Source organism: Vibrio kagoshimensis (genome assembly GCF_050337535.1).
Lineage (GTDB): Bacteria > Pseudomonadota > Gammaproteobacteria > Enterobacterales > Vibrionaceae > Vibrio > Vibrio gallaecicus.
On sequence record NZ_JAKJSZ010000012.1, the window covers coordinates 183,236 to 207,552 of the forward strand.

Sequence of the window (24,317 nt, forward strand, 5' to 3'; positions counted from 1 at the left end):
TACTCTTGCTAATTCATTGATGGGAATGATAATTATTGCCATTCAAATGGAGATATATAATGAATAGAAAAGTTTTAGCAATTTCAGTGGCTTTGATTCTCAACACCCCTTTATCAGTTTCAGCTTTATCAATTGTTCAACCAGGAAGTGAACCAAACAATCGAGGTGGTTTACCTGGAGTCGGTCTTTGTGGGACAGCAATATGTACAGATGGCAATGGTGGTGAAAACGATTTTTCAGGAAATAGTGATCGATTTTCAGGTTATGCTACGGAACTGATTTATCCAACGAATGCAGTTGGTGGTAAGTTTAGTATCGATGGTCCAGATCTATTGAGTAGTGTTTGGGGAGCATTTACAGCTGGGGGAGGAGGTCTTCCACCTTGGGTTACTCTTGTTAAAAGAAAAAATGGTACAAGTTGCACTTCTAATTGCGGTACTGGCACCGGAGGAAGTGGTTCCGGGGGAAATAGCACCGGAGGAAGTGGTTCTGGGGGAAATAGCACCGGAGGCAGTGGTTCTGGGGGAAATAGCACCGGAGGAAGTAGCACCGGAGGCAGTGGTTCAGGGGGAAATAGCACCGGAGGCAGTAGTTCAGGGGGAAATAGCACCGGAGGCAGTAGTTCAGGGGGAAATAGCACCGGAGGCAGTAGTTCAGGGGGAAGTAGTACCGGAGGAAGTAACCCAAATAATATGGATAAAGTATTAGATGCAGTGGACAAAGCTTTAGATAGATTAAGAATGGAACTTGGTGGCAGTTATCATTCCGATGAATCTATTACACCGGCAACAGAGACAACAACCTCAATAGATGAAAATGGGAATCCAGTAACAACAGAGACTACAGGAGAAGGGAAAAAAGATGTTCGTACTTTTTCATTTAGTTTCTCAATTGGTGGTAAAGAAGAACGTCGAGCTCTGGAGTTCAGCTATGGTATTGGACATAGAAATCTTATTTTTCAGATGGATGGTTCTAATCCATGGCATTATATACGAAGACCTAGTTTAGCAGAGTCTGGTTACTCCTTTGACGTCACTAAAGGTAATTACTTTAAAACTTCAAATGACGAATTTAAGTTTTATGAAAGTACTCATATGGAGAATGCGAGCAGTACATTCACTTTTTCTGGAAATAAGTTTGCATTATCAGATGAAATTGGCGAGCGGTATGGTGCTTTTGAAATGACTATATTTGATTTGGCCAACTCATCGCAGATGAAGTTAATAGATGTAATGTCTGATCCTATTATCGGTGGGCAGATTTCATTCTTACCTATTGGGGTTATATATTCAGAAGAATTAATATTTAATAAGTTAGACTCGTTAAATACATCTGAAGAAAGAAAGAGATTTTCAAAAGAAATGATGGCTGTAAATTTAGCTTGGCTGTCATCTTTGGATGGATTTAGTGATATAACCCTTTATGATTTTATTAACGACCCTTTAGTCGGTGATAATTTTAAGAAAATGAGACTTTATCAATTAGCCGATGCTAATGTTATTGATGAAATATCTCGTAAGGGTTGTGTTTATATTAAATCTATCGATTATGAAGTTTGTCCGAATTAGTGTTAAGTAATTATAAGCATTAACAACACTATCAATTACAATGTTCAGTTAAGCACCATGAATCTATCAAGTGATAGGTTCATGGTGTGTCTATCTAGATAAATATAGCAATGTAGTTACCTAAAAAGAGACTGCTTTTACTATATCCCCGCCAACTTTCTCATTGAGTTCAATTAAATCGGGTAAGTCGTCACTAATTCCCTTAGATTTTATTGCCTCTGCTTTGATCTTATTTTGCAATGCGATTTTCGCATCTAAATGAGCTATTTTTACTTCAGTTATTTTGGCTAGTAAGTTACTGCAGTGCTTTTTGATTTCATCATCGTAGTTCTTATCAAGAACTACGCCTAGGCACATTGCTGAGTAGTCATCTGCATTAAGAATTTCCGTGACAATTTCTTTCACTGCCAATGATACTTCAGTAGTAATTGCACTGTTCGCGGAATTATTAGTTGTAACTATCGATGCATTTGCTTGGCCACTTGCAACTATTGACTTGGAGTTCTTAATGCTTTCGTCATATAGAGCTTTTTTATTTTTTAACTTAGCCAAATCTTCAGTAGCTTTCGTCTTTTTAACTTCATCTGTTTCAGACTTGATTGATGCTTCAAGTTGCTCGATCGCATTATCATTTTCTTCAGAAATCAATAACATTTCATCTAGGTCTCTTGCCACACTGGCAACACCATTTGTACTCACAGTTGCCCCTGGCGCCTTAACAACACCCGTTAACTGTTCTATCGCTAATAAGGCAACCATATTCTTTTGGTACCTTCGGACGAGAACTGCATAAGTACTTTTATCAATAGCTCCACTCATGTGCGCTTCACACAATCTATACATACCATCTCTAAGGAGTTGTATGCTTTGTGTTCTCAATCCGGTATAAGTTGCACCTTCTTGAAATGCGGTAGCTAGTTTGATTTTTTGTGGAATGCTCAATGAATTCTCAGATGCGTAAGCAGACATACTGTCAGGACTTGGCTCTGCACAAACCACAGTCCAAGAATTTTCTTCTGTTACTCCATTTACAGTTGTTTTAAAGGTGCGATTTGAAGCGAAGACTCCTCTTTGTTTGATGTCTATTAAGGCACCTTCTCCTTTATCTACCTCAATAGTCCTATGAACACTGCTTAAATTACCGCAGCCATAGATAAAAGGGATAAGCCCGATTGTTAGCCATAACGTTTTATTAATTTTCATATTAATTCCCATGCTTTATATCCATCATCACTTCATATAGACCAGAAAATCAGATCATGTCGTTATGCAGTGAAGATAAATGCATAAATTAAGCTACTTTGACATAAGTGAGACCGTTTCCACGGAAAACGCACTAATCCTCCCCACCTGCGAGGTGTTTGATCTGCTTTTTTTCGCAATTCTGTTTTGCGAAATTAACTGGAGGCTTAATCGGGCTGAATCATGATGCTGTAAGGGCTTCGAGAGGTGGTAATGATGCAATTTTTGATTAATAAGAATTTCAATCAGTGAAGTTTTTTGCGGTTAATTGAAGTTCTGGCGATCACTATAGATCTCTTTGTGTGTTTAGACGATCTCTTGTGATTTGCGTTAGCCCTTATAGAGTAAGGGCTGAACACTAGTTAGTGGCTAACTAAAATTGCACAAACCTATGCAATGAGTGAGTACACCGCAATGATTTGGCCTGAACATAAACGCTTTGCTGGCTATGGCAGTAACTGGGGAAAAGTGACAGAAGTAAAAGTGGAAGAAGTCGACGGGAAGATGCGCTTGTTTGCCAAGCTTGAACCTAACCAATACTTACTTGAAGCGAATAAGTTTGAGCAGAAGCTGTTTACCTCGATTGACCCAATCCAGACTATAAAGGACAAGGTAAGTGTTACCTCATGGGTATTGCTGTGACTGATTCCCCTGCATCCTCTTGTACGGTAATTTCAATTAGTCTTGCTCTGTATGAGTGTGTTCTGTGGTTGCAGCGTTACTACGAGAATCAAAAGAGCGGAGCATACGCGAGTAATAGTGTTGAGTGGCTTTGACATTTGGTATACCTCTTTAAGTTGGGTAGATTTGTTCTACTTGAAGCAAAGTACACTTGTCGGTATTTTTAGATAAATGTAGCTATATTTATAGTCTCAATAAATAGAACAATAAGGATATCAAAATCCAACTGTACGGTTTTTATTGAGGGCTGGTTTTTTGTGACTCAAATAAGTGGCTGTGGCTTATCAAAAAGATAGCCTTGTGCTAGATCGATGTTCAGTTGCTCCGCCATATCGAGCTGTACTTGCTCCTCAATTCCTTCAGCTAAAACAGCTCCACCGTAGTCATGAACCGCTTTGACGACCGCTTTTATTTCATCGACTAGAGTAGGATCAAACGTAAGTCTGCTGATGATTTTGATGCAAAGTTTGACAACCTCTGGTTTGACTTCATCGATCAGCGCCAAATCAAAAAATCCGCAGCCAACATCGTCAAGCCAGAACTGATAGCCTTGCTTTCTCAATTGAGCCATTCGCTGTTTTATTGGTTGCCAGTCTCGTATCGGTAAGTGTTCAGTGAGCTCAATCTTAATTCTTTCAGCCAGTGCGTAGCGGTTTAGTATCTGAAATACGGTTTTATCTAACAACAGGTTAGGAGCAAGATTAACGGTGTAACATCCTATAGATGTATGGGCGGCAATGTTTGCAAGATGAACTTCGAGGATGACAATTTCCAATTGCCTGCTGAGCTGTTGTGATTGAGCAGCGATAAACAACTGATCGGGTCGATGCCACAAGGAGTCTGAAGGACCACGAACTAAAACCTCATGCCCATAAGTGGTCTGGCGTTTAAGATCTCTAATAGACTGAACATATGAATACAGTGAACGCTCACTTAAGATATCACTCAGTGAAACAGCAGTCCCTGTTTCAAGTGGTGTTTGGCTTTGGTTCATGTCGCAATTCTCCTTGCTTGCTTACATGCTATCGGAGCTAAGCATTTCTTTTCTGGTCCGTTTTATCATTCAGTTGCAGATAAGATAAAGAGTTGACGATCTGTTCCGCGAGTTCATGATTGTTGCCCGAGAGGCTTATTGATAGCTTGGTGTCTTCAACTAGGGCTTCCATGTTTTGCTTAACCGTGTTGGAGTCGGACAGTTGAGCCTCAATGGCGTCCATGATGGTTTTAGAAGCTGTTTTACTATCAAGCGACATGTTCATCAAGTTCTGCATGTTATGCATGGTGTCTTTGGTTACTTCTGAGCTGAGAATAATGACGTCCTCAACCTCTTTTTGTTTGTTGAAAATGCTGTCTGATATCTTTGAAATCGATGCCATTTCAGTATCGATGTTCTCAGCGGACTGATTCGCCGTGTTCGCAAGTTGACGGACTTCGTCTGCGACTACTGCAAAACCGCGGCCGTGCTCCCCAGCTCGAGCGGCTTCAATCGCGGCATTAAGCGCCAACAGGTTTGTTTGTGCAGCGATACCTTTAATAGAATCCACCAATTGGGTGACGTTCTTGTTAATCTCATCCAGTGATTCGAGCAGTTCGCTAAACTGGCAGATCTTTTCTTTAGAAACCAATACCTGTTCTTCCAAAGCCTCCAGCTTGTCGATGGTATTAGCCGCAGTTTCTGCCGTTTGACTAGAGTATTGATGGCTCTCACAAGACAGCTTGTTAATACTTTCTGACTGCTCGATGAAGTGATTCACTAACTCATAGCTCTGTTCAATTGACTTCGCACGACTTCGTGATGCTTTCTGAACATTGGCCGCATTGACGTGAATTTTCTTCGCATAGTCGGTGGGATCATTCTGTTTGAATAGAGAGTACTTTTCAGAAGTTTTCTTCAGTTCTGCAAGATGGGTAGTATGAACTTCGACAGTATTCGATGACTGTTTTTTAAACGAAAATATCATTATTAGACGACCTTCTTTCGGGATTGAAGAGTTGCAGAAACGCTGGCTTGGGTAGACACACAAAAGGGTACGCAGTAAGTCATTAAGATCTTAATGATCAGCGTTGCGTCAATGTTGCTGGAGAGCAATTTGTCACCGTGATTAATGAACATAAGAATGGTGCCAACTATGATAGAAACCTTGAGTGAGCGTTTCAGTATCGTAGGTTCGCCTGCGGTTTTAATAAACTGAGCTAAAGGCATCTGCAACCTCTGTTTAGATGAATATTGTTTTGGTGAATCATACACCTTGTTGAACGATTGTTCAAATTAAGAGTGGTGTTCAACTGCAACTTACGTAAAGTTAATTGCAGTAGTATATTCAATCGCTAAAAATTCTATGTGCCTTAGAAGTGTTCTTTCGCATTGAGGCTTTATTGCGTAATTCGATTTAAGTAATTGTTTTTAAATAAATTAATGATAATTCAGACTAATGGTGAGACCTTACTAAAATACAAAACACTTACCGGAAGGTAATATGTTTGATCGATTCTAATAAAGTTTGTTAGGGACTTTTTATGAAATAATGGAAGCGCCAACGTATTATTCGTTGGCGAATGTTCAATAAGTGACGTCACCTATTTTTGTGTCGAGAACCTTGCGTGATAAGGCGTCAATTCATCCCCTTCCATTGTTAAGGGAGCGTAGAGGTTAGGTCTACGACCTCTGATCCAGCGTTTGCCTGTACACATGTTTAGATCTTTCGCATTGAGTTCGGCAATAACCATATCATTATCGATGCAGTCAGTTTCAACGATAATTTCACCATATGGATTGAGCACCATTGCATTCCCCGTTCTAACTTCATCCATATCAACCCCAACACCATTACTAAAGATCAGGAACATGCCATTGTCATGGGCACGCGCAGGTAGCCAACGCATTAACCATTTTCTTCCTTTAGAACCTTGCATTTCAGAACGAATCGAATCTGGATCTCGGTGACGATTATGCCAAAGTTGGGGATCAATCAACCCCATCGCATTAGGGCTGCGAGAGTTCGTTCCGCCTGTTTGATGAGGCGCGACTAGTATATCAGCCCCTTTTAATGCTGTTATTCGAGCATTCTCGACTAAATTATTATCCCAGCAAATCAAGATTCCTACACGGCATCCATGTGGCGTATCAAATACAGTGTATTCATTGCCACTTTTCATGTGTTCACTGACAAACGTATGCAGCTTTCTGTGTTTGGCTATCTGACCATCAGGCATTGCCATTACGTAAGAATTATAGAGATTTCCGTCCTTGTCCTTTTCAATTAAACCTGCGCCGATGCTGAGTTGGTATTGTTCAGACATTTTTAGCAAGCGTTGAGACGTTTCCCCTTGTGGAATGAACTCGGACAAATCATTGATCTCTGATTTTTTAAGTTTCGAAACATGCCAATAACCAGTGACACACATTTCAGGGAAGGCGATGATTTTTACCCCTTGTTTAGCCGCCTTTTCTGCGTAACTTTGAATGACCGATAAGTTGTAGTTTTTGTCGTTCGCATGGTGGTTAAATTGGACAGTCGCAACACGGATATCTTTCATAATTGTTCCTTTTACTTGGTGAATATCAACCATTTTAAAAAACACTTTTGATTCCGTATAATGAATAAAATTCCTATTATTAATGAGCGCATGGAATGGATTTTGTGGACTTACGTACATTTTGCCAGTTAGCGGTAGATGGTAACTATCGAATAGCTTCAGAGCACTTACACATCACTCAGTCAGCTTTAACTAAGAAGATTCAGCGCCTTGAAGCTTTTTGTGGAGTGGTTTTATTTGAGAGAGGAAGACAAGGAGCCAGTCTAACTGCGGCAGGCGTAGCTCTTTTACCTGAAGCGCAACGAATTGTATCGAGTTTTGAATCTTATAAATCACTAACTCAACGAGTCGCCAAGGGAATTGCAGGAAATCTCAATATAGGTTTTGGTATATCTTCCTACCATCTTGCTCCAGATTACATAGCTAAGTTTAAAAAACACTACTCAGAGATCCATATTACGCTAAACGATATACCATCTCAAAAGCAGTCAGAGCTTCTACTTCTAGGGGATCTTCATCTCAGTTTTAGCCGACTACCAACTGTAGCTCCGCTGAAGGGGGTAAAGCTCTGTACAGATCACCTAGTGCTTGCGACGCATAGAAGTCAAATCATAGACAAAAACAAACTATGGTTTTCGTTAGATTCAATCGATTATTTACAGCTTAACCCTGAGCGAGGGAAGGGACTAAGCCAACAAATAAACATGCTATTAGAGGAGCATGAGAAAAAATTGAATATAGTTCAGGAGGCCGATGATATTCAAACATTGTTGGCACTAGTATCAGCAAATTTGGGCTTCACTATTGTTCCTGCAAGTGTAAAGCATATTGCGAATGAGCATGTCGTTTTTTGGGAACTGTCAGGGGAAAATAGCTCATGGGATGTCGGTCTAATTTGGAATGAGCAGTTAGAGAGCTTTGCAAAAGATAATTTCATTCAATTTGTCGAGAAGATGACAATTGAACGGCGTTGATTCTATTGTTTGTGGTAACTCATTTCTGTCCATTACTGCACCGTTCTTTGTTTAGCGGTAGAAATAGAGCGTTCCTTTATTTCAAGCCGTACTAAAGAAGCGTTAGATGCCAAACGTAAGCTGGGCATCATCTGTGGTAGAACAAGAAGACTGGCTAAAAACTTAAAGCTCGATAAGCAAAAAGATAAAGTAGTGGAATACTTACGTAAGGGATTAAGCCAGGCATCGATTGCCAAGTTGCTCGATATTTCAGCCAGTACGCTCATTGACTATCTTCGCTGGCAAGACCTTAAAGCGAAACTAAACGTGGGTTGTGAAACGAGCGTATAGTTGGATGCGTACATTACTATTTATGATTTTTTTGCATGTTGCTTTTAATTAAGAAGTAAGAAAAAAAACCGCCAACAAAAGGAAGTAACAATGAAAGAGCGATTATAAAAACTCTATTTTTCATGCTCTTATCAATAATGGCTATAACTATTGGTGTAAATGAAGTGAAGAATACACTTCCTACGGTTAGCCATAGGAAAAACCAAGACACACTTTCTTTGTTAACTATTTCAGGGAAAAACTCTTGACCAATTAATCTAATAAACAATGAAAAAGCAAATGTTATCATGGAGTACTTTAATAACCGTATAAACATTACTGCGAAACCTCTAATTCTGCGAATACCAAGCCACCAACTGCAGCTTCAAATTTATTTATACCCATAAAAGAAGACGATACCTTGTCTTCTTTTCTCGCTCTGGAATTACATTCATACTCTTCCTGATAGGGCTAATGCTGGGATGAAAGTAATATAAATACTCTATTGTTTATATAAAGCTCATTGATATTAATGATTTGTGTCACGCTTTATAAGGTGAGGAGGTCCTATTGTGCGTTTTTTCTTATTGGTGATGACTCGCATGGCTTTGGTTTAGAGAGTAAGTACAGGATATTGGTCGACCAAAGGGGGAAGGTTAAGGACTATAGAGTGTGATGAAAATCTAATATCAGTAGAGAGTAGCTTACCTTTATTTTTACCGATTACATATAGGGTTACATTGCCCACAAAGGTGTACCTTTTGAACGCTACCAACTTGTCGGCTCAAAGTGTTCATTTACTCTTCACTTTGCTAATGGGTCATGTTTCCAGCCCACGATCTGCATGAACGTATAAAAGAAGCACATCGTGATGAGATGAGCAAACGACAGATTAGCATTGAGCTAAATTGCAGTCGAACAACGGTGTATAGAGTTATATCTAGTGACAAAGACCGAAGGGGATAAAGTATGAATACCTCAAGTATCAATACTGGACACCAAGCTAAGTGCCTTTTCCATACCTGTACTAATTCAATAGTTGCTAATTTAGGAAAATCATTGATTTAACGCCATCAAGGTTTCGCTGTAGATTTCTATCAGAAGAATGATTTACCATAGATTGATATTCAACACGTATTACTTAGCTCGTTCAGTTGCTCTGTTAATAAAGCGGGTAGTGTGAGGTTGAAGTGGTTTTTTCTCGAACTTAAATGGACTTTTGATGCTCGCCATTCCCTTACCATTTGTCGCTGCGCTGCTGTTATTCATGATTGGCATACTACTTAGATATCGTTACCCACAAAACAGTCAAAAGCCATTTTGGTTTATCATTCTATGTGCGTTAATGATCTCTGTGGTGGGGCTACGATGGACGGTAGATATTGCGTTGTTTCGTTTCCTACAGCCAATTCTCGGTGCGAGTGTACCAGTGGCGGCTTGGCTCTGCTTTGCGGGGGCTCATCGAAGTAAACCCAACACACGTGTGCATTGGTTAGGGCCCATTATTGTTCTGGTTAGCTCATTTTTGTACCCGCATATCTGGGTTGGGACCGTTGATGTATTGCTGATCTCGCTATACCTAGGTTATGGCAGCTTGCTGTTGAAGTCGTCGTTCAGTATGCCGGAACAAGTAAGGCTAACCGATGTATCGAAAGTCTTGATTGCGGAGCGGGTTGCAGGAGGGCTTCTGCTATTTTCCGCTTTGGTCGATGGTGTACTCTCTTACGATATCTTGTTGCTGGGGGCACAACACACTAACTTAATCCTATCGATTGGGTATCTGGTTCTTATTCCTGCGGTTGTGGCCACCGTGATTGTTGTCAGTCTAAGTACGCCTTATTCGATAGAACACAACCAAGCGCACGTTCAACTTCACATGTCACTCGGGTCTTCACAAGAAGCTGATAAGTCGCCAACTGCGCTGGTGAGTAGCTTGGATGAAAATGAAGAAACCGCGAATATCGTTGCCAAGCTCGATACATTAATGAGGGAACACCAAGTATTCAAGGATCCTGACTTGTCTCTCAATAGGCTAGCGAGAAAATTAGGCATTCCTGCCCGAAAAATATCATCTGCGGTTAACCAAACTCATAACGAGAACATTTCGAAGGTGATCAACACCTATCGAATTGAGCATGCTAAGGCGCTACTGAAGCAAAGTGATGAAGCGATAACTGAGATCTTCCTAAGTTCAGGTTTTCAAACTAAGTCCAATTTCAATAGGGAGTTTTCAAGAATCACTGGGCAAACTCCGAGTGAGTATCGAAGTTCACCGCAAGTGTCAGATTGACTTTGCTTGTTGTTCTGTTTATTGATTCAGAAAACCAACAATGTCATTTAACATCAATTGGTGTAGTTCACTGCGTGAAGCGCCTAAGCCGTCTTTGCAAATAATCCCATCACCCGGCACTTCTTCTTCAAGCATAGCAACTGCTTCCGCTTTACAGCGTTGAATAAAGCTAAAATGTGTCGCGTTTTCGTAGACTTTATATTGCCTCGAGTTAAGAGGCATGTGCTCGGCAATGTAGCCAGACTCTAATGCCTGAGGGAGATCTCCAATGTCGATCCCAGCAGCCAGTATTAAGGTTGGTACATTGATGTCTTCTAAGCTATTGACAGAAAAACTCCGAGCAAGGCCCAAATCAAGGCTAACCACACGGTGAATTCGTGGATCTGAAAGGTCTATATTGCTTGGTTCTTTAGCTTGGACTTTGGATAACCCTAACTCTTTAGACAGCCCACAAGTTCTCGGATTCTTATATTTATTACATTCCGATCCAAATGTTGCTCTATCCATTTTCGCTCCACCCAATAGCATCACTGTCCAACCCCCCAATGAATGCCCGATTGCTGCAACATCGTCAACGTTAGCAGACTGTTTCCAGGGGGCTTTGGATAATAAGTAATCTAGAATGCGTGACATATCTCGTGGTCTTTCCCACCATTTCGCTGCCAGCTTGGGGGAATGGTTGAAAGAGGTGGTTCCTGGGTGGTCAACGGCCGCTACGATGTAGCCATGACCAGCAAGTTCGGTCGCCAACCAGTTTTGGTTTCGCCAATTTCCTCGGTAGCCGTGTGATAGCAGTACTACTGGAAAAGTACCTGATTGAATTCGTGCATCTTTGATGACTTGCGTACCTATGAAAGCAGGGTTATCGCCAATCAAGATTGTGTCTGATGCATCTTGTGTGGGATACCAAATGGCGGTGTCTAACGGTCGTTCAGGGACGTCTGTTAAGACGATTTGAGTGAATCCGACACCGGAAGCGATGGCTGAATTGCAAAGGAAAAGGAAGGGTACGAACAGTAAATGTGTCCATTTCATGGGAGTTGCTCCAATTGAGGTAATTGGAACTAATATGGGCTAGACCTAGGTATCACGAGACCTCAAACACGATCGAGGACGCCCTCAATCATGTTTAAGTACCGAATTTAGCGAGTTGGTCATGGTTATCTACCTTTAGACCGCTTTTTTACCATTCTCTTTCATGAGTAAAATAGACAATGACTATCGAGGGAGTTTTAAAAATTGGCGGTCGAAGAGAGTGTGGGTATTAGATGAGGCTATTAGTTGAATAGATGCCACAAGGGCTATTAATGTTAGCACGGTGCAGTTGGAATCATTCTTGTGTAAGCTTTAACAAGCATAATTCATGTTCCAATAGCTAATATCGGTCCAATAACTAATGCCGGTCAAGCTCATAAAACATTATAAGTTTCCAAAGGAATACAGTTTGAATAATTATTTTGAGAGCCCTTTTGTGGGTAAATCTCTGAAAGAACAAGTCACGAATCCAAATATTATCGTGGGTGAGCACAGTTACTATTCTGGCTATTATCATAATCATAGTTTTGATGATTGTGCGCGTTATTTACGCGCGGATAGGACTGATATTGATAAGCTGATTATTGGGCGTTATTGCTCGATAGGTTCTGGCGCGGTGTTTATGATGGCTGGTAATCAAGGGCACCAAAACAATTGGGTAAGCACGTTTCCATTTTTCTATCAGGATAATGAGAACTTTGCGGATGCAAAAGATGGCTTTGTGCGTTCGGGTGATACAGTGATTGGTAATGATGTGTGGATTGGCACGGAAGCTATGATCATGAGTGGTGTATCTATCGGAGACGGCGCAATTATCGCAAGCCGCGCTGTCGTAACTAAAGATGTTGCTCCGTATTCAATTGTAGGCTCGAACCCAGCGAAACATATTCGTTATAGATTCTCTGAAGGCGAGGTAGCCCAATTATTAGAGATGAAATGGTGGGAGTGGAGTGATGAGCAAGTAAAGGGAGCCATGGGCTTAATGTGTTCATCAAATATCGATGGTCTATATGATTATTGGAAAACGTTAATTCGTACGTAATATCCATTTTATCTGATGATTTACACATGGCACTTTAGAGCCTTTTTTTTGGTGTAGAGCAGGTTTTGGAATTAAATAGCCAGTGCGTTAGGCTTGTAACCGACCTGTCACTTAACAGATATCATACTTCTGGTTTGCTCGTAGTAGGTAGGAATATGGAAAAGACCAATCAACAATTGCTGCAAAACACATTCTCGGCTTTCATTTCTTTAAACCAAGCCGATATGGATATAGCAATTCCTTATTTTACATTTCGCTATTGCCACCCTAAAGAGTACCTCTTTTTAAGCGGTGAGCTTCCACTCGATGTCCATTTTGTTCTGAATGGTGTTGGTCGATATTTTTATATTGATCAAAATGGCATCGAGCGTAATAAATCGTTGGTTAGAAAAGGCGGCGCTTTTGCAAGCATCAGTTCGATTGTTGAAGGTAGCCCTAGTCCATTCTTTGCTCAGGCTCTTACAGAATGTGTTATCGCTTCGGTAAGCTATTCAAATTTGGTGAAGCTTTCTAAATCCAACAATAATTGGGGAGACTTTGTTCGTAAGATGTTCGAGCGTTTAGTGCTAAAGAAAGAAAAAAGAGAGGCTGGGTTTCTTATGCTGTCGGCAAAGGAACGCTACTTACAATTTTTAAAAGAATTTGGTGCAGACAGCCAAGAAATTCCACTTCGTCATGTCGCCATGTACTTAGGTATCACCGATGTTACTTTGTCGCGTATCCGCCGCGAGATGGGCTTAACCTAGGTTCGGTAGGCTTTACACAGGTTAGGTGGAATTTATATAGGTTCGTGGACTTAACATAGGTTAAGGAGGCGTTAACTTGTTTTTTATATGCTCTCGTTTTCGACAACGGAGTATCGACATGAAAAAACTACTACCACCAGTTCTGTTCTTAATTTTTATCATTGCAATGGGCTTAATGTGCTGGAGTATTAGCGCAACTCATTTACTTGTCTTTCCTTTTAACCTTATTGGCTTACCTATCATTAGTGCAGGTTTGATGCTCGCGATGACAGGTAAACAGTTATTTAAGAAACTAGAAACCAATATTATGACGTTTGATGAGCCAACCATGTTAGTCACAGAAGGTATTTACCAGTACACAAGAAACCCTATGTACTTGGGCTTTACTATCGCAATGCTCGGTTTTTCAATGCTCATGGGGGCTTCTGTTGTGTCCTTATTAATGGTGGTCATATTCCTATTTATAACGGACAGGTGGTATATCTCATTTGAAGAACAAATGATGCACACTAAATTTGGTAAAGATTACGAAGAATACTGTCGAAAAGTGCGTCGGTGGATTTAAAGCCTAGAAGTTTGCAGGCGCTTCTATTTGAAGGCGCCTCTAAATAGTAGATGCTGCACGATGACCGTGATTAACTTGTGAGATTTTTATGAGAATTACATGAACGGGTCGTGAGACTTGAGGTTCATCCTATAAGTGTTCTCAACAAAATGGATGGAATCGATATGTTAAAACTCTCTCAACTTGGACTTATTATCTCCGCTTCTGCTCTAGCTATGAATATCAACGTTATTCAGGCTGCAGAAATGGAAATTACGGTTACGAATGCAACAAAGGGTATTTATTTTACCCCTCTGATAGTCGCTGCGCACAGTGGGGATGTACGTATGTTCCGGCTCGGTGAAAGCGCTTCTTCAGAACTAGAAGCGATGGCTGAGGGTGGTGACATCTCTGGCTTATCTTCTTTAATTGGCAATGCGGGTGGAGTGGTAGTAGAAAATCCTGCTTCGGGTATTTTGGATCCAGGCATGGCGACTACATTCAATTTAGACAGTGGAGATATGGGGTACTTGTCATTAAGTGCAATGTTGTTGCCAACTAATGATGGATTTGTTGGGTTAGACAGTTGGACTATTCCTTCTGAAGCTGGCACATATAAGGCTTCTCTCTATGGTTATGATGCGGGTACTGAGGCGAATGATGAGCTGGCAAGCAGTATGCCTAACCCTCCTTTTATAACTTTTGGAGCTGGTGGTACTGGGGTAGAAACTGCTAATAGCAATAATACGGTTCATATCCACCCTGGTAATCTTGGGGATAGTGACAATGCTGGTGGAATGAGTGATTTAGATAGCAGCTCACATCGTTGGTTGAACCCTGTTGCAACCATCACAATCGTTGTTAAGTAAGGGGGCTGTATGAATAAGCGAATTTTAATTGCGGCATGTGTCGCTATTACATTAGCGGGTTGTGGCGATGATAATGACACTACAAAAGCGCGTTATAGCATTAGCGTCACGAACCTTACCGCTAACCAACCTATGTCCCCCCTTGCAATAATGACTCACACAGAGGAATACAACTTATTTGAAGTAGGAAGCGCGGCATCGATGGAACTGGAAACTCTTGCTGAAGGAGGAAGCAATGCGGATCTCCTTGCATTGTCAGATTCTGAATCAAGCGTTGGAGCCTCTGTTTCTGGCAATGGCTTATTGTTACCTGGATCCACCGATAGTGTCGAACTGACGGTGACGTCTTATTATCCCTACTTATCGATTGCCTCGATGCTAGTCAATACTAATGATGCATTTGTCGGAGAAACCGGTCTAGATGTCTCTGATTTGAAGGTAGGTGGTAGTTACTCGATGAGCATGAGTGTTTGGGATTCAGGGACGGAAGCTAATGATGAGCTTTCTGAGACGATCCCCGGACCTGCTGGTGGCGGTGAAGGTTTTAATGCCGAGCGAAATGATGATGACCGAGTAACGTTTCATTCAGGTGTTATTAGCCAAGATGATGGTCTTAGTTCGTCAACGCTTTCTGCTAACCATCGCTTTCTAAATCCTGGAGCTCAGCTTGTGATTACAAGGATTGAATAATTAATATGAAAGAAAATGCTCCCTATCTCGGTCTGCATGAAGGTATGACTATACTGGGATAGGGAGATGTCATGGAAAACAACCTCAATGCTCAAAGTGCCAAGATATTGCTTGTCGAAGATGATAATGATCTTGCTGAACTGATACAAATGCACATCAAATTTCAAGGTCATCAAACCGTTCGAGTAACAAGTTGTCGGCAAGCTCATATTGCTTATCAAGATGAACCCTTTGACTTACTTGTACTGGACCGAGGTTTACCCGACGGTGACGGTTTGGATATTTGTCACCAACTTCGTCAAAATAATGATTGGGTTCCGGTATTGGTATTGACGGCGCGCGGTAGTGAATTAGAAAAAGTTGAAGGGTTAGAGGCTGGTGTTGACGACTATATTGCTAAGCCGTTCAGTGTGCTTGAATTCCAGGCTCGAGTTCGCAATATTCTGCGAAGAAATCAATCTAATTCAACGGATATTCCAGAATTAATTGAACCGAAAAGCACAATGGATTTTGGTTGCTTGACGATAACGCCAGAGCTCCATCAAGTGTCTCTTAATCACGAAGATGTGCCATTGACCGCTACAGAATTTACTTTGCTCCAGTTTCTCGCTAATCGCCCAGGGAGGGTATTCAGCAAAGATGAGCTTTTAGAGCATGTCTGGAATACAAACCACACGGGATATTATCATACAGTTTGCAGTACCATTAATCGTTTGAGAACTAAACTGTCTGAGTCAGAAAAAGAGTTGTCTGAGTCGGAAAAAGATACGCAATTTATTCAGACGGTATGGGGCGTTGGATACAAGTTTCAGCCAAGAGTATAGGGTGTCGAGATGAAACAAAAACCGTTGAGTTTTAAATCACGATTGGTGATATTTACAAGTATTTGGTTTTGCTTGACTGCTTTGGTGATCGCAACAACGTACAACTGGCAGAAAGAAACAACCGAGCAATTCACCAAACAAAGCTTACATAAAGATCTTGCCAGTCATATGCGAGATGACAACCCATTAATGATCGGCACGGATTACAACCCGAAGGCGTTGAAGTCGATATTTCATACTCTTATGTTGATGGGACCAGATTTTGAGATCTACTTTTTGGATAGCCAAGGAAAAATCACCACTCATGCCGCCCCAGAGGAGGCTCAGTTAATGGGGTATGTTAATCTTAACCCCATCAAACGCTATTTAGGTAATCAAGCCTTTCCCATTTTGGGTACAGATCCCCGTAACCCTGATGAAAACAAGGTATTTTCAGTGGCTGCGATTGAAGAATTAGGATCAACGGTCGGTTATCTTTACGTGGTAATAGGCAGTACACGCCACACGGCGATCGCCAACTCAATTGTGAATACCCCATACTCAGCGCTAACTGCGCTGGTTCTTTTTTCCATTTTAGGCTTTGCGTTTAGTGCTTACTGGCTTGTAAAACAGAGTTTGCTCAAGCCAATTCAGCAAGTGACTGATCAGCTTCAGAAGCAAGCTGGACATGATTTTCGTCTCAATGCCGACTTTACCTATCGCGTACCAGAGTTAATTCCCATAGCAGAGTCCTATCATTTGATGGCAAAACACATCCAACAACAATTTTTGTTGTTGGAATATCAAGCCTCAGCGAGAAAACAGAGCTTATTGCAGCTGAGTCATGACTTAAAAACCCCCCTTTCTAGTGTGTTAGGTTACCTAGAAACCTGGAAGATGACTCACCCAGAGTCAGACCCATTGATTGATATTGCTTATCGAAATTGCAACAAGTTATCTATTCAACTGGAATCTCTGCTTGATTCTGCGAAGCAAGAGGCAAAACTACCTAGTTATGAGTATCAATTGGTTGTGCTAAAACCATTACTTGATGAGTGCGCTGAAACTATGCGTAGTCATTGTATTCGTAAAAATATCTGTTTGCAGATGGAGGTTGAGGAAGGGTTGGAAACCATTGGAGATAAGCAATTGCTAGAACGTTTGATATTGAACTTACTGGACAATGCATTTCGTCATAGCCCTAAGGACGCCGAGATTCAATGTCAAATCACGGCGGATTCAAACAATGGAAAAATTTACTTTGTCTTCCGTAACTTTATTGATAATGAAGCACCAAATGGCTCGCTGGGGATAGGCACTCGCATCGTTAAATCCATCCTTATGCTGCATTACAGTGTCTTACAGACTTCTCAGGTAGATAATAGGTTTGAACAAAGCTTTTACTTAAACTCACCGACCTGACCTAACAGCAGCAGAGTAATACCTCACAAGTGAGAGTGACAAGTCGACATTCATAAGCGGCTGCCACAAGGTCACAATTTCATATTTTGGAAATGTATTAAATAATAATGGGAATTTGAAAAGCGAATGTGGCACCTCCAATTGGACTCATATCCACGTGGTGGACCATTTCAATTAAGTGAGCAGATTCATTCACTTGATATCCTAGAATCTCTGCTTGTTCAAACAAGCCCTCAATTGCAGCCAAGTAGGCTATATCAGACACTAAATAGACCTCACAGCAGAGATAATAGCCTTCAGGAATGAAGTAGTCGTAATGCTCACTATCCACTTGCCAGTCCCCAACAGTAAAAGAAATATCTTTCCACTTTCGTTCTAATTCTGAGATTGGTGCTGTACTCATTAGCCGAGTACTTTTCTCACCAAGAGTTTCAAACACGTCATCCCAGTCAAAGTTAGGTATATCTTTAACTTTCATACCTCTCGCGGGGTACCATACCAGTTCGGTTGGCATTTCTTGAGCTAGCTGTTTTTCAATGGACTGATTAGAACCTGGGTGTGACAATTTATCTAATAGTTGAGCCATATCTGCTGACGTGCCTGATACTACAAATTGATGAAGACTTTTCGCCGTCATCCCTAATTCTCGTTTTAAAACCTTTGCCATCGCTTGAGATGAGGAATATCCGCATTCGTGAGCAATATCCGTAATTTTTAATAGCGTCTCTGAAGAAAGTAGTGACACGGCATATTGCAAGCGCACCCGACCTAAATACTGCCCCGGTGTTTCCCCAAATAACTGACTAAACTGCCTGTGAAAGTGATAGGGCGAAATGGCACTTTCTTGTGCGATTTGCTCCCATGACAAACTCTCTGCTAATGAGTTATGCATCATGAACAATGCCATCTCAAATCGCTTTTTATGGTGTGCAGGTAAAGTCTCAAGTAGCGTCATTTCTGGTACTAACACATAAGGCTGTTTATTTGCTGGATCAGTCATAGGGAATGTGAATGAGTATGGGTAACTTTCACTATGACGATTCGCCTTTTTAAATGCAACTTGTCCGATTGGATTCCCCTTATTAAGTTGGCTTAAGTAGATGGTTGGCTTGGGTCGCTAAATCAGTTTTTCTGTTGTCTAGAGACTGTTTACTGCTGATCCCCAGTAAAACAGGGATCAAAATCAGTGTCACAGTGGTGGCAAATAACTCCCCAAATACCAATGAAATGGCCGCTGGTTTTAAGTATTGCGCTTGTTCGGCGCTTTCACTTAATAATGGGAGTAGCCCACAAACAGTGGTAATTGTGGTTAGGAAAATAGCTCTCATTCGGCTTGTACCTGCAATGATTAAGGCTTGATTAAGAGGTACACCATTTCTGAATTCAGAATTAAAACGCGTGATCAAAACAAGGGAGTCGTTAATGACAATTCCCGTCATTGCCATCATGCCGAACATAGACAAAATACTGATGGGTAAATCCATCAAGTAATGCCCAAAGATAGCTCCGGAAAATCCAAAGGGGATCACTGCCATAATAATCAAAGGTTGCCAGTAAGATTTCAGTGGGATCGCTAATAAAATGTAGACCAGTAAGAGCGTTAAAATCATAGCGGACTGAAATCCTTGTTGGACTTCACCCATTTCTTCAAATTCTCCTCCTGCCTTTATGGTCACATCAGGGTAACGGTTGTGAAGAGTATCGATAGACTGATTTAAGAGTTCCATCGTTGCTTCTGGTGATTGTACCGCTCGGTTTTGATTCCAATAGACATTGACTACTTGTTCTCGATTGCGGCGGTACAATACCTCAGGTACTCGTTCTACGGTAAAGGTGGCAATTTCACTTAAAGGAAGTGTTTGCCCACTTGGTAACATGATAGGAGTGTATCGAAGCTGAGTTTGCGTCATACGTTCACTTTGCGGGTATCGAACAATAACTTTTGTTTCCTGCCCTTGTTCTAATAAACGATGGATCTCTCTTTGCCCAAAAGCATCTCCTGCAAGTTGAGCAATTTTGTCTTGAGTGAGCCCTAATTGGCGACCATAAGAATTGAGGGTTATGCGAACTTGCTCTTGCCCGCCTTTGCCGTCATTAAATACATCAGTCACACCGGGTAAGGCGTCTAACTGGGTTCCTACTTCTTGAGCGACTCGTTTAGCGAGCTCACGGTCAGTGGCGGAAACGGAAATGAAAGTGCCACCTGCAGGTTCTTCTGCTGCGGTGAATTGAGATGAATAGGCACCTTCAATCGACCCTGTAAGTGACCGCCATTCATTGGTTAAATGATTACTGGGTAGAGTAGACAGTGCTTCACTGCTTAGTTCGGCTGTCACTTCTATTTCGCCATAGCCATCAGACCAGGCGAGTAAATTAACAAGCGGCTCATCAATGAGTGCGAATTCTTGTTGGAGGGTTTGATTGAGTTGTAAAGCGGTACGCTCTAGTTTATCTAGTGCTTTTTCTTGTAAAGGCAAAGGCGCACCGTCTTCTAATGTTACTTTTGCAGTGATATAGCGCCCTGGTATTTCAGGGAAAATAGCACTACGAATGGTGCCACTCGCCCACATGCCATAAGCTAGGATGAAAAAGGCACAGAACCCGAGTAACGACGCGCATTTATTGTGTAGAGAATATTGTAAGACCGGGCGATAGTAATGCTGAGTGATATGAGCAAGGCCTGCTTGAGCACCGTTTTGTACGCGAGAAATAATCCCTGTTTTGCTCTGTTGTGTGTTTTTCGTTTTCATTTCGGCAAGATGAGAAGGCAAGATAAATTTACTTTCTATCAATGAGAAAAACAGAGCAAAAATAACCACGGCAGAAAACCCAGCCAGTATTTTAGCGAAGTCATTGTTAATCCAGAGCATAGGTGAGAAAGCCGCGATTGTAGTGAGCACGCCAAATACTGTGGCGACAGACACTGATTTTACGCCTTTCCATGCGGCTTCTCTTGAATTGGAAGTTTTTCCTCGCTCAGAATGAATCGCCTCTCCAACTACAACTGCATCGTCCACTAAAATTCCTAGCACCAGAATAAAGCCAAATAAAGTGATGTCGTTGACGCTATAGTCCATTAAATTCATGGCACTGAGAGTTCCGCATAAAGCGATGGGAATACCGGCTGCTACCCAAAAAGCCAGTTTTATTTCCAGAAAGATCCCCAGTAATAGCATGACAATAAGTAGTCCTTGCCACGCATTGTCACCTAAGCGATAAAGCTGATCTTCGATATAAGGTGCCATATCAGCCATAGTTGAAAGGGATACGTCATCAGGCAGGCGCTCGCGTTCTTTTTGTAGCACTTCTTTGATTGCACCACTCACTTGGATCAGGTTGTCAGTTTGTCGAGTGCTAACCAGAAGCGCGATGGCGGATTCACCATTATTGCGAACGATGGAACCACTGTCTTGATAGTCTCTCGTGAGTGAGGCTATTTCCCCAAGTCGAACTGAGCCTGATGGTGTAGACAGTATTTCGAGTGCACTTAGTTTTTGTAAATCATCAGCATACCCATCACCTCGAATAATCATTCGTCCCTTAACACTTTTCAGTTCACCTGCTCTTGTTTCTAAAGAGGATTGTTCAATTATCGAAGAAAGGGACGAAAGGTTTAGCTTAAGGTTCCTGAGTTTCTCAATGTCAGGTTCTATCAATACTATTGGATCTCGGCTTCCCCAGTTAGAAACTTTGGATATCTTAGGGTGCTTCTTTAAAGCTTGAGCCACCTGCCTGGCTATGGGTTGTAGCTGGCTATCTGTTCTAGGGGCAGACACAATCACGAAAGAGGCTAGGTTGGTAAATTCATCACGAGTGACTTGGGGTTTCTCTGCTTGAACCGGAAAACCACTTATCGCATTGACTTGGTTTTTTACATCTTCTAGTAACCTATCGAGATCGGTTTCTGTTGTTTTACGAACGCGTATTGTTGAGAGTCCAGTAACCGATGTGCTGGTAATTTGTTTGATTCCAGCAATGCCACTGATTGATTCTTCAACACGCTGAGTGATGCTTTCATCAATTTGTTTAGCACTTCCCCCTGGGTAAGCAACATGAATAACTAAGCTAGACGGGGCAATTTGTGGGAAAGACTCAACGCGTAATTGACCAAATGCTAATATGCTACTGGCTACGATGGCGACCATTAATAAATTGGCCGCAACAGGATTATGAATAAACCATTTTGTTAACCAACTCATTGTGATACCTCCGTGATGTGAGCGTCTGAGGATGCAATTTTAGGAGCTGCTTCAGGAACAATTTGAGGAATAGATTTAGGGGGTGTTTCAAGGGCAGGTTCAGGGGAAACTTGAGTACCTGAAATCATGGACAGTAATGGATAAGCAACGACCTTCCTTGGGAGTTCAGGGGAGTGATTGAAAATCACATAAGCCGAGTTAATGCTCTCTTCTAATATTTGGATGCTTTCAATTCGCAGTTTATCCTCAATGTCGACTGTCCATATATGACCATCTCTTGTTAAGGCGCTCAAAGGTACCTGCATAACAGCTTCACGCATTGCTAATGTGACTGCGATATCTAACTGCTGATTAGGTAAGATCCTTGGCGTGGTCTGATATGGGTTATCGACTGTGAGTACCACTTGCCTTTGGCGAGTGGTATTGTCCACCTGTGGTTCGATATATCTAACCGTGGCAGGGTGTGCTTTCTGCTGTTTATCAATTACTTGAATCTTAGGGGCTTTTAACGCCGCTGAGATGATGTTCCATTGCGGTTCAGGGATGGGAACGTGAATATCTAAACTGTCACTTGAAGCGAGAGTAAATAAAATATCCCCGGTTTCTAATTGCTGTTCTGGGCTAACGGTTCTGCTTAATATGACCGCATTAAAAGGCGCTTTGATCGTGGCATCATTTAGGTGCTGTCGAGCACTAATAACCGCTTGTTTGGCTTGTTTTAGTTCCGATCTCGCGGCGGCAATTTGCGGCTCTCTACGAGCATACGCAGAGCTATTTTTATTTGATAACATTTTCAAAGCGACAGTTTGTTCGTGTTGTTCACGTTGTAAATTAAGAGCCGCCTGTTTCATTAGAGTCTCTGTTTGCGCGAGTTGTGACGCGAGGTGGGTAGTATCTAACTTAGCTAACACTTCCCCTTTCTCTACGATTGCTCCGGGTTCTGTATTGTTCTTTAACCAAGCTAATCTTGCGCTGCTAGGGGCTTTTATCTCAACCGACCAACGAGCTTCACTTATTCCAATAAGAGTAAGTTCTGGCTGGTGGGCTTCTGGTGATACCAATACAACGCTTACGGGCTGTTTTTCCTTTTCCTGAATGACAGGTTTAGTTGGCTCAGGTTCGAGCATATCCACTACACTAAGCGCGCACACAATCAGAATAAGACTTAACGCAATAGGGATGATTTGTTTTATTTTCATTGGTTAGACTCCGATTTAAATTCATTTCTATTGGTTTGAGTGTGAAGAGGTGACCTATCTTTGAGATCTGAGCCATTTTCAAAATCTGAGCTACTTTCAAGATATGGCTTTCTTTCCATGCATGATTTCTTATCAGGGCAAGAGCTAATCTGACATTGTTGATTAAGACGTTGGCTGATATCAGTTAAGCGCGAAAGTGTTTGGAGCGTTATTGGTAATAGAATCGCAGCTTCAAGAAATTCCAAAGAGTAGGTCACAGCAGAGAAGAGTTGTCCTGCGGTTGGTTGTATCAATTGAGTCGATAACCAAAGGTTGGTAATCACGAAGCTAAAAAGAACAAGGAATATCAAGCCATAAACAATGGCTTCAGCATCAGAAATCAGCACTTCTCGGCGCTTAATTCGCTCTAAATGGCGTCGAATACCACGAAAAGGTACACGAGATAATATGGAAACTTGTTGTTCTATTCGATGATTTAAAGAGCGATTTAGCCGGGTGAAATATGGGTGAAACTGAGAATAAATCACAAGCATTGTGATACCCGCAATGATGGCGCTGATCCCAAGGCTGAGATGAAAGGAGCTGAGAATAATAATTGATGCAGTGAGTTGAATGCCTGCGGTCATAAGCGGCGGTACATCATTTTCAAGAAAATCGACCAGCTCTCTAGACATGTCCAACCTAGCATTTCGAATAGACACGCTATTGCTGGGCGGTAACTGATTACGCATTTTAATATCGACAGCTTCACCAATGATTACCCGAATTCGGCCGTAAATACGTGTGTCGTAAAAGCGACGAATAACGGAGACAACAATGAGTGATACGATCAATGCAGAGAGCCAATAAAGATCAGAGAACTCACCCTTAACAAGATCATCAATGGCAAATCCGATGAAGAGGGGAAGCAGCACCATGAATAGGTTTTCAAGTGCGACCAAAAACCAGGTAATTGCCACCTTGGATTTGTTTTGCTTCAGGATTGACCTGACTGTGAAGTGTGAAAGGTCCGGCAAAATAAAGACTCCATTTATCGATTGGAGATCAGTATTTACTATGTGAATAACAAAAAAGTGTCTCAGGTTGCTGAAATGACTTTAACCACCTTCATTAACGCTCTCATTTGTGCCCGCACTTGAGTAACGGCGTATACGTCCATCAGTTTAT

Annotated in this window: 23 protein-coding genes and 1 pseudogene; 13 read left to right on the forward strand and 11 right to left on the reverse strand. The window is 41.6% G+C overall.

Going from position 1 to position 24,317, the window contains the following annotated elements:
- The first annotated feature begins 59 nt into the window (after positions 1–59).
- A complete protein-coding gene (locus tag L4C37_RS13285; protein WP_429768882.1) occupies positions 60–1,568 on the forward strand; it encodes a hypothetical protein in 1,509 nt (502 codons plus the stop codon).
- Between the two features lie 120 nt (positions 1,569–1,688).
- On the opposite strand, the gene L4C37_RS13290 is transcribed toward L4C37_RS13285, so the two are convergent.
- Complete coding sequence (locus L4C37_RS13290; RefSeq protein WP_429768883.1) at positions 1,689–2,771, reverse strand: hypothetical protein; 1,083 nt, start codon at positions 2,769–2,771, stop codon at positions 1,689–1,691.
- Positions 2,772–3,176: 405 nt separating this feature from the next.
- On the opposite strand from L4C37_RS13290, the pseudogene L4C37_RS13295 reads away from it, so the two are divergent.
- Positions 3,177–3,472: pseudogene (locus L4C37_RS13295) on the forward strand (GPO family capsid scaffolding protein); the annotation flags it as partial.
- A 281-nt stretch (positions 3,473–3,753) separates the two neighbouring features.
- Here L4C37_RS13295 and L4C37_RS13300 read toward each other — a convergent pair.
- The 4 genes from L4C37_RS13300 to L4C37_RS13315 all read right to left on the reverse strand — a co-directional run bounded on the left by L4C37_RS13300 (position 3,754) and on the right by L4C37_RS13315 (position 7,061).
- The gene (locus L4C37_RS13300) at positions 3,754–4,485 is read right to left on the reverse strand and encodes an EAL domain-containing protein (protein ID WP_429768884.1); all 732 of its coding nucleotides are present in this window, start codon (positions 4,483–4,485) and stop codon (positions 3,754–3,756) included.
- A 37-nt stretch (positions 4,486–4,522) separates the two neighbouring features.
- Positions 4,523–5,452, reverse strand: coding sequence for a methyl-accepting chemotaxis protein (locus L4C37_RS13305; protein WP_429768885.1), 930 nt, complete (start codon positions 5,450–5,452; stop codon positions 4,523–4,525).
- Between the two features lie 2 nt (positions 5,453–5,454).
- Entirely contained in the window at positions 5,455–5,694 is a 240-nt protein-coding gene (gene nrtS, locus L4C37_RS13310; RefSeq protein ID WP_273297004.1) for a nitrate/nitrite transporter NrtS, read from the reverse strand.
- Positions 5,695–6,068: 374 nt separating this feature from the next.
- Positions 6,069–7,061: a nitrilase family protein gene (locus L4C37_RS13315; RefSeq protein ID WP_429768917.1), complete on the reverse strand. Its 993-nt coding sequence runs from the start codon at positions 7,059–7,061 to the stop codon at positions 6,069–6,071.
- Positions 7,062–7,123: 62 nt separating this feature from the next.
- On the opposite strand from L4C37_RS13315, the gene L4C37_RS13320 reads away from it, so the two are divergent.
- Both L4C37_RS13320 and L4C37_RS13325 read left to right on the forward strand, forming a co-directional pair.
- Entirely contained in the window at positions 7,124–8,002 is an 879-nt protein-coding gene (locus tag L4C37_RS13320) for a LysR family transcriptional regulator (RefSeq protein WP_273297003.1), read from the forward strand.
- A 192-nt stretch (positions 8,003–8,194) separates the two neighbouring features.
- The gene (locus L4C37_RS13325) at positions 8,195–8,332 is read left to right on the forward strand and encodes a hypothetical protein (protein WP_429768886.1); all 138 of its coding nucleotides are present in this window, start codon (positions 8,195–8,197) and stop codon (positions 8,330–8,332) included.
- 16 nt (positions 8,333–8,348) lie between these two features.
- On the opposite strand, the gene L4C37_RS13330 is transcribed toward L4C37_RS13325, so the two are convergent.
- Positions 8,349–8,621 carry a hypothetical protein gene (locus tag L4C37_RS13330; RefSeq protein ID WP_429768887.1) on the reverse strand — a complete coding sequence of 91 codons (273 nt, stop codon included), beginning with the start codon at positions 8,619–8,621 and terminating at the stop codon, positions 8,349–8,351.
- Between the two features lie 512 nt (positions 8,622–9,133).
- Between L4C37_RS13330 and L4C37_RS13335 the strand changes: the two genes are divergently transcribed.
- A complete protein-coding gene (locus L4C37_RS13335; RefSeq protein WP_429768888.1) occupies positions 9,134–9,277 on the forward strand; it encodes a helix-turn-helix domain-containing protein in 144 nt (47 codons plus the stop codon).
- Positions 9,278–9,530: 253 nt separating this feature from the next.
- Entirely contained in the window at positions 9,531–10,601 is a 1,071-nt protein-coding gene (locus L4C37_RS13340) for a helix-turn-helix domain-containing protein (protein ID WP_429768889.1), read from the forward strand.
- Positions 10,602–10,619: 18 nt separating this feature from the next.
- Here L4C37_RS13340 and L4C37_RS13345 read toward each other — a convergent pair whose 3' ends face one another.
- Positions 10,620–11,636: an alpha/beta hydrolase family protein gene (locus L4C37_RS13345; protein WP_273295170.1), complete on the reverse strand. Its 1,017-nt coding sequence runs from the start codon at positions 11,634–11,636 to the stop codon at positions 10,620–10,622.
- Positions 11,637–12,045: 409 nt separating this feature from the next.
- Between L4C37_RS13345 and catB the strand changes: the two genes are divergently transcribed.
- The 7 genes from catB (at position 12,046) to L4C37_RS13380 (ending at position 17,752) form a co-directional block, all read left to right on the forward strand.
- Positions 12,046–12,678, forward strand: a complete 633-nt coding sequence (gene catB, locus L4C37_RS13350) for a type B chloramphenicol O-acetyltransferase (RefSeq protein ID WP_429768890.1) — start codon at positions 12,046–12,048, stop codon at positions 12,676–12,678.
- 155 nt (positions 12,679–12,833) lie between these two features.
- Complete coding sequence (locus L4C37_RS13355; RefSeq protein WP_137372214.1) at positions 12,834–13,424, forward strand: Crp/Fnr family transcriptional regulator; 591 nt, start codon at positions 12,834–12,836, stop codon at positions 13,422–13,424.
- A 118-nt stretch (positions 13,425–13,542) separates the two neighbouring features.
- Entirely contained in the window at positions 13,543–13,989 is a 447-nt protein-coding gene (locus L4C37_RS13360; protein ID WP_372267939.1) for a methyltransferase family protein, read from the forward strand.
- 164 nt (positions 13,990–14,153) lie between these two features.
- The gene (locus tag L4C37_RS13365; RefSeq protein WP_429768891.1) at positions 14,154–14,837 is read left to right on the forward strand and encodes a spondin domain-containing protein; all 684 of its coding nucleotides are present in this window, start codon (positions 14,154–14,156) and stop codon (positions 14,835–14,837) included.
- A gap of 9 nt (positions 14,838–14,846) precedes the next feature.
- The gene (locus L4C37_RS13370; protein ID WP_429768892.1) at positions 14,847–15,527 is read left to right on the forward strand and encodes a spondin domain-containing protein; all 681 of its coding nucleotides are present in this window, start codon (positions 14,847–14,849) and stop codon (positions 15,525–15,527) included.
- 71 nt (positions 15,528–15,598) lie between these two features.
- A complete protein-coding gene (locus L4C37_RS13375; RefSeq protein ID WP_273295159.1) occupies positions 15,599–16,351 on the forward strand; it encodes a response regulator transcription factor in 753 nt (250 codons plus the stop codon).
- A gap of 24 nt (positions 16,352–16,375) precedes the next feature.
- Positions 16,376–17,752 (forward strand): sensor histidine kinase, encoded by a 1,377-nt coding sequence (locus L4C37_RS13380; RefSeq protein WP_429768918.1) that lies wholly within the window; start codon positions 16,376–16,378, stop codon positions 17,750–17,752.
- Positions 17,753–17,849: 97 nt separating this feature from the next.
- Here L4C37_RS13380 and L4C37_RS13385 read toward each other — a convergent pair whose 3' ends face one another.
- From L4C37_RS13385 to L4C37_RS13400, 4 genes are all read right to left on the reverse strand, one after another.
- Positions 17,850–18,752 (reverse strand): helix-turn-helix transcriptional regulator, encoded by a 903-nt coding sequence (locus tag L4C37_RS13385; protein ID WP_429768893.1) that lies wholly within the window; start codon positions 18,750–18,752, stop codon positions 17,850–17,852.
- An 82-nt stretch (positions 18,753–18,834) separates the two neighbouring features.
- Positions 18,835–21,951, reverse strand: coding sequence for an efflux RND transporter permease subunit (locus L4C37_RS13390; protein WP_429768894.1), 3,117 nt, complete (start codon positions 21,949–21,951; stop codon positions 18,835–18,837).
- Positions 21,948–23,150, reverse strand: a complete 1,203-nt coding sequence (locus tag L4C37_RS13395; RefSeq protein WP_429768895.1) for an efflux RND transporter periplasmic adaptor subunit — start codon at positions 23,148–23,150, stop codon at positions 21,948–21,950. Before L4C37_RS13395 ends, L4C37_RS13390 begins: the two co-directional genes overlap by 4 nt.
- Positions 23,147–24,166: an ABC transporter six-transmembrane domain-containing protein gene (locus L4C37_RS13400; protein WP_429768896.1), complete on the reverse strand. Its 1,020-nt coding sequence runs from the start codon at positions 24,164–24,166 to the stop codon at positions 23,147–23,149. The genes L4C37_RS13395 and L4C37_RS13400 overlap by 4 nt, the downstream gene beginning before the upstream one ends.
- Between the last annotated feature and the right edge of the window lie 151 nt (positions 24,167–24,317).

Coding starts and splice junctions, on each gene's coding strand:
- L4C37_RS13345 (WP_273295170.1), bottom strand. CDS start 11,636: ATGAAATGGACACATTTACTGTTCGTACCCTTCCTTTTCCTTTGCAAT.
- L4C37_RS13335 (WP_429768888.1), top strand. CDS start 9,134: ATGTTTCCAGCCCACGATCTGCATGAACGTATAAAAGAAGCACATCGT.
- L4C37_RS13320 (WP_273297003.1), top strand. CDS start 7,124: ATGGATTTTGTGGACTTACGTACATTTTGCCAGTTAGCGGTAGATGGT.
- L4C37_RS13370 (WP_429768892.1), top strand. CDS start 14,847: ATGAATAAGCGAATTTTAATTGCGGCATGTGTCGCTATTACATTAGCG.
- L4C37_RS13360 (WP_372267939.1), top strand. CDS start 13,543: ATGAAAAAACTACTACCACCAGTTCTGTTCTTAATTTTTATCATTGCA.
- L4C37_RS13305 (WP_429768885.1), bottom strand. CDS start 5,452: ATGATATTTTCGTTTAAAAAACAGTCATCGAATACTGTCGAAGTTCAT.
- L4C37_RS13390 (WP_429768894.1), bottom strand. CDS start 21,951: ATGAGTTGGTTAACAAAATGGTTTATTCATAATCCTGTTGCGGCCAAT.
- L4C37_RS13290 (WP_429768883.1), bottom strand. CDS start 2,771: ATGAAAATTAATAAAACGTTATGGCTAACAATCGGGCTTATCCCTTTT.
- L4C37_RS13315 (WP_429768917.1), bottom strand. CDS start 7,061: ATGGTTGATATTCACCAAGTAAAAGGAACAATTATGAAAGATATCCGT.
- L4C37_RS13395 (WP_429768895.1), bottom strand. CDS start 23,150: ATGAAAATAAAACAAATCATCCCTATTGCGTTAAGTCTTATTCTGATT.
- nrtS (WP_273297004.1), bottom strand. CDS start 5,694: ATGCCTTTAGCTCAGTTTATTAAAACCGCAGGCGAACCTACGATACTG.
- L4C37_RS13365 (WP_429768891.1), top strand. CDS start 14,154: ATGTTAAAACTCTCTCAACTTGGACTTATTATCTCCGCTTCTGCTCTA.
- L4C37_RS13375 (WP_273295159.1), top strand. CDS start 15,599: ATGGAAAACAACCTCAATGCTCAAAGTGCCAAGATATTGCTTGTCGAA.
- L4C37_RS13385 (WP_429768893.1), bottom strand. CDS start 18,752: ATGACTGATCCAGCAAATAAACAGCCTTATGTGTTAGTACCAGAAATG.
- L4C37_RS13355 (WP_137372214.1), top strand. CDS start 12,834: ATGGAAAAGACCAATCAACAATTGCTGCAAAACACATTCTCGGCTTTC.
- L4C37_RS13300 (WP_429768884.1), bottom strand. CDS start 4,485: ATGAACCAAAGCCAAACACCACTTGAAACAGGGACTGCTGTTTCACTG.
- L4C37_RS13285 (WP_429768882.1), top strand. CDS start 60: ATGAATAGAAAAGTTTTAGCAATTTCAGTGGCTTTGATTCTCAACACC.
- L4C37_RS13330 (WP_429768887.1), bottom strand. CDS start 8,621: ATGATAACATTTGCTTTTTCATTGTTTATTAGATTAATTGGTCAAGAG.